Consider the following 8,468-nt stretch of genomic DNA (forward strand, 5'->3'; position numbering starts at 1 on the left):
TTCGCCGTCCGACGGGCGAAGAGGTCGCGCGCTACTATCCCGAGCGTGCGGCGCGCCGCGGCGTGGAGGGGCGCGCGGTCATCGGCTGCAGAGTCGCCGCGAGCGGACGCCTTGAGGCCTGCGCCGTCGTCACCGAGACCCCGGACGGGGAGGGCTTTGGATCGGCGGCGTTGAAGATGAGCCGGCACTTCAAGTTGCGGCCGATGACGCGCGACGGAGTTCCCGTCTCGGGCGGCACGATCCGCATACCGATCCGATTCAACCTTCCCGACTAGGCTTACGCCTGTCCGGAGAGTGCATTTTGGGACCTGCCCCGGGGATCGCCTGCATCCGGCGGACCGCGCTGGCGCCGAAGCTGCGATAGTCGACCCGCAGACCTTTTGGGTCTGCGACGGTCCGTTCACGTCAGGGAGGACGAAAGCGATGCAGGAATCCCATAACGCGACTGCGGTCCGGCAAGAGCGGCGGGCCCTCGATCCAGCGCGGGCCGCTCCCGCATGGTCGCCGGCGGGGGAGGGAATCGTGTGCAGCCTGTTCAGCGTCCGTCCGCTGCGGAGCGGCGGATGGCGACTGCAGGGTGACGAGATGGAAACCGTCGTCTTCAACCGGGGCGGCCATGCCGAGCGACAGGCGCGCGCGTTGGCCCAGGGCGTGGCGCGTCTCGGGCGCGATGCCAAGGTCAACGTCTACGACGCTGGCGACCGCCTGGTCGGATCTATCCGTTACTACGGCTGCCCTGAGCCGCCGGGCCCGGCGATGCGCGCCCGCTATCCCTGGGCGTCCTAGCGGGTCCAGGCAGTTGACGGCGCCACGAGAGCCTCAGCACCTTGGCCATGGACTCTCCTGTTCGGGATCGAGGGGACGTGATCGAGGCGCATACACGCTCTCGCGCGCTCGTGATTCCGCGCGAGAACACCCGCGCGCGCTGCCAACAGCGCGCCGCCCTGAGGCATTCTAGAGCTGCAACTGGTTTGAGGGTGCTTCCCCAACGCCTTGAAAGCGTTGGGGAAGCATGGTGCCGCCGGGCAGGATTGAACTGCCGACCTCAGCCTTACCAAGGATGCGCTCTACCACTGAGCTACGGCGGCGAAGGCGGGCGCTATAGCGGGAGCCGGGCGCGGCGTGAAGCCCCAAATCGAATGGTGGACGCTTGACGAGCGAGACGCCTCGCCGCACCTCGGGGGCATGGCCGAGGATGAGAAGGGCAAGACGGGCGCGCGAGATCCGCGTGAGGCGAAGCTCGCGCAAGCGCTGCGGGCCAACCTGCGCCGCCGCAAGGTTCCCGCCGCAGGCCAGTCTGCGCAGAAAGCCGACAGGTCCACGACCGATTGACGACTTGGCGGGTTCCCGGCGGGCAGGCTAGATACCCGCCGGAGGCGCCGCAGAGGAAAGCGGCCCGGGCCAGTTTCGAAGGATATCGATTGGATCGCATCGCCATCACCGGCGGCGCGCGGCTGCAGGGGGAAATCCCGATCAGCGGCGCCAAGAACTCGGCCATCAAGCTCATGGCGGCGAGCCTGCTCACCGAAGAACCGCTGCGGTTGACCAACATGCCGCGGCTCGCCGACACGCGGTTCCTGGGGCGGCTGCTGCAGCGGCTCGGTACGGAGGTCGTCGAGTCGGACGGCCCAGATGGGGCCGAGACACTGCTGACGACCCGGGAAATCGTGAGCGGCTTTGCGCCGTACGACCTGGTCCGGCAGATGCGCGCCTCATTCAATGTGCTTGGACCGCTGCTGGCCCGCAGCGGCCAGGCGAAGGTGTCCTTGCCGGGCGGTTGCACCATCGGCGCTCGCCCTGTGGACCTGCACCTGAAGGCCCTGGAGGCCCTGGGCGCCCATATCGAACTCCACGAAGGCTATGTGTACGCCCAGACCCCCCGCGGCCTGACGGGCGGCGAGGTGGAGTTCCCGTTTGTCTCGGTGGGCGCCACAGAACACACAATGTTGGCCGCCGTGCTGGCCAAGGGCGAGACGGTGATGCGGAATGCGGCCTGCGAGCCGGAAATCGTCGATCTGGCCGATTGTCTCAACAAGATGGGCGCCAGGATCACCGGCGCCGGGACGTCCACCATTTGGATCGAGGGCGTCGCACGCCTGGGCGGGGCGACCCACGACGTGCTGCCCGACCGCATCGAGACCGGCACCTATGCGCTGGCCGCGGCGATGGCTGGGGGCGACGTACGCCTGACCCGCACCCGCAGCGACTTCATCCAGCCTGTGCTCGACAAAATGGTCGAGGCGGGCGTCGAGGTGACGCCGCACAACGACGGCCTGACCATCAGACGCAACGGCGGCAAGCTGAAGCCGGTGGAGATCACGACCGAACCCTATCCCGGATTCCCCACCGATCTGCAGGCTCCGTTCATGGCGTTGATGACCCTGGCGGATGGCGAGAGCGTCATCCGCGAGACCATCTTCGAGAACCGCCTCATGCACGTGCCTGAGTTGGGCCGGCTGGGCGCGGACATCTCGGTCCACGGCGGCGAGGCGCGGGTGCGCGGCGTTGAGCGCCTGGAAGGCGCCCAGGTGATGGCGACCGACCTACGCGCCTCGGTGAGCCTGGTCATCGCGGGCTTGGCAGCCCGCGGCGAGACCGTGGTCAATCGCGTCTATCACCTGGATCGCGGATTCGAGCGTCTGGAAGAGAAGCTGAGCGCCTGCGGCGCGCAGATCCGGCGGCTGAAGGGTGAAGGCGGCGAGGAGACCGAGTAGGCCGATGGCCGATCCCAGCCCACTCCGACTTCTGGCGCAAGACCAGGACGACCTGGCGGTGATCTCGGCCGCCCTGCAGGACGCCATCGCAAAGGTCGGCGACATCTCCTACGAGGCCAAGGCCCGGCGGCTGACCATCGCCTTCAACCGCTTCCGCTGGGAATCGGGCAGCCGGCAACGCGTGCGTGCGGCCCTGCAGGTGGGCGGCGTCCTGGCGTTGCAGGCTCGAAAGATCCGCCGCGACCGCCGCGACGCGGTCGTGGAACTGCTGGCGATAGGCTTCGAGGCCGGCGAGCCGCCAGGCGGCGTTCTGACGCTGAGCTTCGCGGGCGGCGGCGACCTGCGTGCGGACGTGGAATGCGTCGATGCGGTGCTGGCGGACGTCTCGGCGCCGTGGCCGACGCCCCGCGCCCCCGCTCACGAAGCCTGAGCGAGTGGTCTTGGCCTGCGCGCGCCGCTAAAGAGCGGCCCATGCGCCGCTTTCGCTTTTCCGATCCAGGGTTCCAGGCCGCCTTCTCGGCCTTCGTCAACGAACGCCGCGACACGCCCGAAGACGTCGACGCGGTGGTCCGGGACGTGCTGGCCGCGGTCCGCGCCGAAGGCGTCGCCGCGTTGCTGCGCTACGCGCGTGACTTCGACCGCGTCGAACTGACGGAAGCCACGCTGCGGGTCAGCGCAGATGAGATCGCCGAGGGCGCAGCGGCTTGTCCGGCCGAGGTGCGGGACGCCATCGCCTTCGCGGCTCGCCGGATCCGCGCCTACCACGAGCGCCAACGCCCTGCCGACCAGCGCTTCGTCGACGAGGCCGGGGTGGAACTGGGCTGGCGCTGGACGCCGTTGGAGTCGGTCGGGATCTATGTGCCCGGCGGGCGGGCCGCCTATCCCTCTACCGTGCTCATGAACGCCGTGCCAGCGGCGGCGGCCGGCGTGGCGCGGATCGCGATGGTGACGCCGCCGGGCCGGTTGCAGGCGGCTGTGCTGGCGGCGGCCCAAGAGGCGGGCGTCACAGAGATCTGGCGGGTGGGCGGCGCCCAGGCCGTGGCCGCGCTGGCCTATGGCGCTGGCCCGATCAAGCCCGTCGACAAGATCGTGGGCCCCGGAAACGCCTTCGTCACGGCGGCGAAGCGTCGGGTCTACGGCGTGGTCGGCATCGACGCCCTGGCCGGTCCTTCGGAGATCGTCGTCGTCGCGGACGGCGCGAGTAGTCCGCAGTGGATCGCCGCCGACCTGCTTTCGCAGGCCGAGCACGACCCGGCCGCCCAATCCATCCTGATCACCGACGACGAGGCTTTCGCCGGTCTGGTGGAGGCTGCGGTCGAGGAGCAGCTGGGGGCGCTTTCGACCGGCGAGGATGCGCGCGCCTCCTGGCGCGACCACGGGGCGATCGTCATCGCGCCGCTGGAGGAAGCTCCCGGCCTGGTGGACGAGATCGCTCCCGAGCACGTGGAATTCGCGCTGGACGAGCCTGAACGACTGGCCGACCGGGTTCGCCATGCCGGCGCGATCTTCCTCGGCCGCCACGCGCCCGAAGCGGTCGGCGACTATGTCGCCGGTTCGAACCACGTCTTGCCGACGAGCCGGGCGGCGCGTTTCTCCTCCGGCCTGTCGCTCTATGACTTCCTCAAGCGCACCTCGCTCGTGAAGTGCGACGCCGACTCGTTCGCGCGCCTAGCGCCCGCCACCATCGCCCTTGCGGAGGCGGAGGGGCTCCCGGCGCACGCCCGGTCGGCGGCGATCCGGCTGGGGCAGGGGCGCTAGTGTTCGCCGCGGACGCGCCGGCCAAGGCCGCAGCGGCGGCGGAGCCGGCCAAGCCGGGCTTCACCGAGCAGCTGGTGACCTCGACGACGGCGGCGGTCGACCACATCCTGGGCCTTGATCCCATCGAAGCGGGAATCAACGCGGCCCTGTCGATTGGCGTCGTTCTCGCCGTCTACGGCGCGCTCTGGCTCGTTCGCCGGCTCTCTGATCATTGGCTCGCGCGGGTCCACGTCGGCGGCGCGGGGGACGAGGCGGCGCGCACGCAGCAGGCCGCGCGCTTCACCTGGGGTCTGTTGCGCCTGGCCGCGGTCGTCGGCGTCATCGTGCTCGTCCTGGGAATCTGGGGCGTGGATGCTAGAGCCTGGCTGTCGGGCGACGCAGGCGCCCGGCTCGTTCGCCTGGGTTTGGTGATCATCATCGCCACGGCGCTGGTCGAGATCTCCGGCTTCATCATCAAGCGCTTGGTCGGCGGCTTTGCGCGCCGCAGCGCCGACCCGCGCCGCGCGGCGCAGCTGCGCACTCTGGGTCCGATCCTGACCGGTTGCGCCCAGACCGTGCTTGTGGTGGTCGGCGGGCTGACGATCCTGACCGAACTGGGGCTGAAGGTCGGGCCGATCCTGGCCAGCGCGGGCGTCCTCGGCATCGCCGTCGGATTCGGCGCGCAGACGCTGGTGAAGGATTTCCTGACCGGCCTGTTCCTGATCGCCGAGGACGTGGTCTCGGTGGGGGACAATGTGGAGATCGGCGGGTTCAGCGGCGCGGTGGAGGCCATGACGCTGCGGACGATCCGCCTGCGCGACGCCAACGCGACGCTGCACATCTTCCCCTACAGCGAAGCCCAGGTCATCCATAACCGGACCAAGGTCTTCTCATCCTATCTGGCGGAAATCCCGGTCAGCTACGATACCGACCTCGACCGGGCGCTTGCGGTGATCCAGCAGGTCGGCGACGACCTGCGCGCCGACCCGGCGTTCAAGAAGCTGATCACCAAGCCGTTCGAGGTAATGGGCGTCGAGCGCCTGGCGGACAACGCTGTCTACATCAAGGCCCGTTTCATCACTGAGCCGCGCGCCCAGTGGGATGTCGGCCGCGAGTTCAATCGGCGGCTCAAGAACGCGTTCGAGACGGCTCGCATCCTGGCGCCGGTGAAGACCACGCCGGTCCAGGCCCAGCCGCTGGAAGACCGTGCGCCGCCTGCGCCGCCCGCCCCCGAACCGGGAAGCTGAACAGTTCCTGTCAGGGCGGGTGGCAGGCCCGTTCAGGCTGGGCCGTTTAGAAGCTGGGTCATCGAACTGAACGCAGAGGACGGAGCAAGACCCATGCGGATCCTGAACACGAAGACCTTCGGCGGCGGCATGGCCGCGGCGATCCTGGCCGGAGCCCTGACGCTGGGCGGCGCTTCGAGCGCAAGCGCCGGCGTCACCGGCTGCTCGGCGCCGGGCGGCAAGCAGGAGGCCGGCGCGGTGATCGGCGCACTGGTCGGCGGCGTGATCGGCAACAAGGTCGGCGGGCGTCACGCCACCGGTGAGACGGTCGCGGGCGCCGCCGTGGGCGCGGCGGCCGGCTCGGCTATCGGTTGCGAGGCTCAGAAAAGCCGCGCGCAGAACGCCGGCACCTACGTGCAGAACGGCTACCGCCTCCAGCGCGATATCTCGCCGGCGGCCTACAGCAGGATCGGAGAGGTCTTCGTCGCGGAAAGCGGAGTCAACCTTCGCTCGGCGCCCACCACGAATTCGGCCCGCGTCGGGCGACTGCAGCGCGGTGAGCGGTTCCAGGCCCTCGCCGAAGTACGAGGCAGCGACTGGATCCTCGTCGGCCACGATGGCGTGGGGGTCGGCTATGTCCGCGGAGACTTTGTCCGCCCGACGGGCCACCGCTACGCTGGCCGCTAGAGCCGTAGTTCCGCGAATGACGCCCGGCGCCGAGTCGCGCCGGGCGTTTTTTTACGTCCTGCGGGCGCTCTTCGCTGCTGCGGGATGACGACAGCCCCCGGTTTGCAATAAAGCTCGGCGGCGAACCCATGGCCGACGACCCAAAGAAGATCCACCGGCTGCAGTCCGTCGAGCTTGACGAAGAGTCGCTCGCGGCCGTTTCTCGCGACCAGGAACAGGAACGGCAGATCGCGATCTTCGACCTGCTGGAGGACAACTTCTTCTTTCCGGAGGGGGCCGACGGCGGGCCTTACGACCTGCACATGGGCCTGCTGGAGAACAGGCTGGTGCTGGACGTGCGCGGGCCCGCGTACGAGCGCCGTCACATCCTGTCGCTCTCGCCGTTTCGAACGCTGATCAAAGACTATTTCATGATCTGCGACAGCTATTACCAAGCCATCCGCAGCTCCACGCCTCAACAGATCGAGGCCTTGGACATGGGTCGTCGCGGGCTCCACAACGAAGCCTCCGAACTGCTTCAGGCGCGGCTGGCCGGAAAGATCGAAACCGATCTGGATACCGCACGCCGCCTCTTCACGTTGATCTGCGCACTGCACTGGCGGGGCTGACGCCGGATGGCCCGCGACCCCGGGAAGCGGCTGCCCGATGCGGTCCTCTTCTGTTGCAATTTCAACCAGGTGCGATCCCCGATGGCCGAGGCGCTGATGAAGCACCTGATCGGCACCCGAATTTTCGTCGACAGCTGCGGTCTCAGGCGCGCCAGGTTCGACCCGGACGTGGATGACATCGAGGTCGATCCGCTAGCCGCCCAGGTCATGAAGGAACTGGGCGTCGATCTCACCCGCCACCGCTGCAAGACGTTCGCGGAACTGGAGGACGATTCGTTCGACCTCGTCATCTCGCTGACCCCAGAGGCCCAGCACCGGGCCGTGGAACTTGCCCGCGGGCGGTCCGCGGAGATTGAGTACTGGCCCACCTTGGATCCGACGCTGGCGGAGGGGTCCCGCGAGCACCGGCTGGAGGCCTACCGCCAGGTTCGCGACGGCCTGGCGGAACGCATCGTCAATCGCTTCGGTGGCTGATCGGCGCCCCATCGACCTTCTCGGCGGCGGCGCGCTATAGTCACCTATGCAGAATGCGGCTCGCGGCCAGACGGCGCGAGCCGTCGTCGTATGGAAGGCGTCGGGATCTAAGAGAGCTGCATGGCGAAAGAAGAGCTGCTTGAGTTTCCGGGAACGGTAAGCGAGGTGCTGCCGAACGCGACCTTCCGGGTGAAACTCGAGAACGACCATGAGATCATCGCCCACACTGCCGGTAAGATGCGCAAGAATCGCATCCGGGTGTCGGCCGGCGACAAGGTCCTGGTGGAGATGACTCCCTACGACCTGACGAAGGGCCGCATCACCTTCCGTATCCGCTAGCTAACCTGAGGCGCCGCCTTGACTGCTGAGCCGCGCCTAGTCCTGGCTTCCGCGAGCCCCCGTCGTCTGGATCTGCTGCGGCAGATCGGCCTCGTCCCGGACGCCGTCGAGGCCGCCGATCTCGACGAAACGCCGGGGCCTGACGAGACACCGCGCCGGTTAGCGATGCGCCTCGCCGTCGCCAAGGCTGCTCATGTCGCCGCCCGCCGGCCCGAGGCTCACGTCCTTGCGGCGGACACGGTGGTCGCGGTGGGCCGTCGTGTCCTGCCCAAGGCCGAGGACGACGACGAGGTTCGCCGCTGCCTCGAATTGCTGTCCGGCCGCGCCCACAAGGTGCTCACCGGCATCGCCGTGGCGGCGCCGGGCGGCCGCACCAGCGCGCGTCTCGTGGAGAGCCGCGTCCATTTCAAGCGCCTGACCGACGCCGAGGTCGAAGCTTATCTCGCGTGCGGGGAGGGTGTGGGGAAGGCTGGCGGCTACGCGATCCAGGGCCGGGCGGGGGCGCTGATCATCTCGCTACAGGGTTCGTACTCCGGCGTCGTGGGCCTGCCGCTGTACGAGACCGCCAATCTGCTCACCGGCCTTGGATTTCGCAGGACATGAGCGAGCGCCGGACCTTTCTCGACCGCGGCATCGGAGAGACCCGTGGCGTGGTCACCCTCGACGGCCGGCCGGAGCGGCTC

The 8,468-nt window shown here is 68.8% G+C and carries 13 protein-coding genes and 1 tRNA gene; 13 read left to right on the forward strand and 1 reads right to left on the reverse strand.

Going from position 1 to position 8,468, the window contains the following annotated elements:
- Together AX721_RS09155 and AX721_RS09160 are read left to right on the forward strand one after the other, a co-directional pair.
- Positions 1 to 275 (forward strand): energy transducer TonB (locus AX721_RS09155; protein WP_156467093.1); only part of this gene is annotated, 275 nt, incomplete at its 5' end.
- Positions 276 to 522: 247 nt separating this feature from the next.
- Complete coding sequence (locus tag AX721_RS09160) at positions 523 to 786, forward strand: hypothetical protein (RefSeq protein WP_068875712.1); 264 nt, start codon at positions 523 to 525, stop codon at positions 784 to 786.
- A gap of 227 nt (positions 787 to 1,013) precedes the next feature.
- On the opposite strand, the gene AX721_RS09165 is transcribed toward AX721_RS09160, so the two are convergent.
- A tRNA-Thr gene (locus AX721_RS09165) sits at positions 1,014 to 1,088 on the reverse strand.
- Between the two features lie 97 nt (positions 1,089 to 1,185).
- On the opposite strand from AX721_RS09165, the gene AX721_RS27875 reads away from it, so the two are divergent.
- The 11 genes from AX721_RS27875 to AX721_RS28270 form a co-directional block, all read left to right on the forward strand.
- Positions 1,186 to 1,332, forward strand: a complete 147-nt coding sequence (locus tag AX721_RS27875; RefSeq protein WP_197422514.1) for a hypothetical protein — start codon at positions 1,186 to 1,188, stop codon at positions 1,330 to 1,332.
- 89 nt (positions 1,333 to 1,421) lie between these two features.
- Complete coding sequence (gene murA / locus AX721_RS09170; RefSeq protein WP_068875713.1) at positions 1,422 to 2,714, forward strand: UDP-N-acetylglucosamine 1-carboxyvinyltransferase; 1,293 nt, start codon at positions 1,422 to 1,424, stop codon at positions 2,712 to 2,714.
- A 4-nt stretch (positions 2,715 to 2,718) separates the two neighbouring features.
- Complete coding sequence (locus AX721_RS09175; protein WP_068875714.1) at positions 2,719 to 3,144, forward strand: DUF2948 family protein; 426 nt, start codon at positions 2,719 to 2,721, stop codon at positions 3,142 to 3,144.
- Positions 3,145 to 3,185: 41 nt separating this feature from the next.
- On the forward strand, positions 3,186 to 4,472 hold the full coding sequence (gene hisD, locus AX721_RS09180; RefSeq protein ID WP_068875715.1) for a histidinol dehydrogenase: 1,287 nt from the start codon (positions 3,186 to 3,188) through the stop codon (positions 4,470 to 4,472).
- Positions 4,472 to 5,698, forward strand: coding sequence for a mechanosensitive ion channel family protein (locus tag AX721_RS09185; protein ID WP_068875716.1), 1,227 nt, complete (start codon positions 4,472 to 4,474; stop codon positions 5,696 to 5,698). The genes hisD and AX721_RS09185 overlap by 1 nt, the downstream gene beginning before the upstream one ends.
- A gap of 93 nt (positions 5,699 to 5,791) precedes the next feature.
- Positions 5,792 to 6,364, forward strand: a complete 573-nt coding sequence (locus tag AX721_RS09190) for an SH3 domain-containing protein (RefSeq protein ID WP_068875717.1) — start codon at positions 5,792 to 5,794, stop codon at positions 6,362 to 6,364.
- A 128-nt stretch (positions 6,365 to 6,492) separates the two neighbouring features.
- Positions 6,493 to 6,972 carry a UPF0262 family protein gene (locus tag AX721_RS09195; RefSeq protein ID WP_068875718.1) on the forward strand — a complete coding sequence of 160 codons (480 nt, stop codon included), beginning with the start codon at positions 6,493 to 6,495 and terminating at the stop codon, positions 6,970 to 6,972.
- A gap of 6 nt (positions 6,973 to 6,978) precedes the next feature.
- On the forward strand, positions 6,979 to 7,446 hold the full coding sequence (locus tag AX721_RS09200) for a low molecular weight phosphatase family protein (protein WP_068875719.1): 468 nt from the start codon (positions 6,979 to 6,981) through the stop codon (positions 7,444 to 7,446).
- 120 nt (positions 7,447 to 7,566) lie between these two features.
- Complete coding sequence (gene infA, locus AX721_RS09205) at positions 7,567 to 7,785, forward strand: translation initiation factor IF-1 (RefSeq protein ID WP_068875720.1); 219 nt, start codon at positions 7,567 to 7,569, stop codon at positions 7,783 to 7,785.
- A gap of 18 nt (positions 7,786 to 7,803) precedes the next feature.
- A complete protein-coding gene (locus AX721_RS09210) occupies positions 7,804 to 8,388 on the forward strand; it encodes a nucleoside triphosphate pyrophosphatase (RefSeq protein WP_068875721.1) in 585 nt (194 codons plus the stop codon).
- Positions 8,385 to 8,468 (forward strand): hypothetical protein (locus AX721_RS28270; RefSeq protein ID WP_231754707.1); only part of this gene is annotated, 84 nt, incomplete at its 3' end. The genes AX721_RS09210 and AX721_RS28270, both read left to right, overlap by 4 nt.

The organism is Phenylobacterium sp. CCH9-H3, assembly GCF_001557235.1.
Classification (GTDB): Bacteria; Pseudomonadota; Alphaproteobacteria; order Caulobacterales; family Caulobacteraceae; genus Phenylobacterium.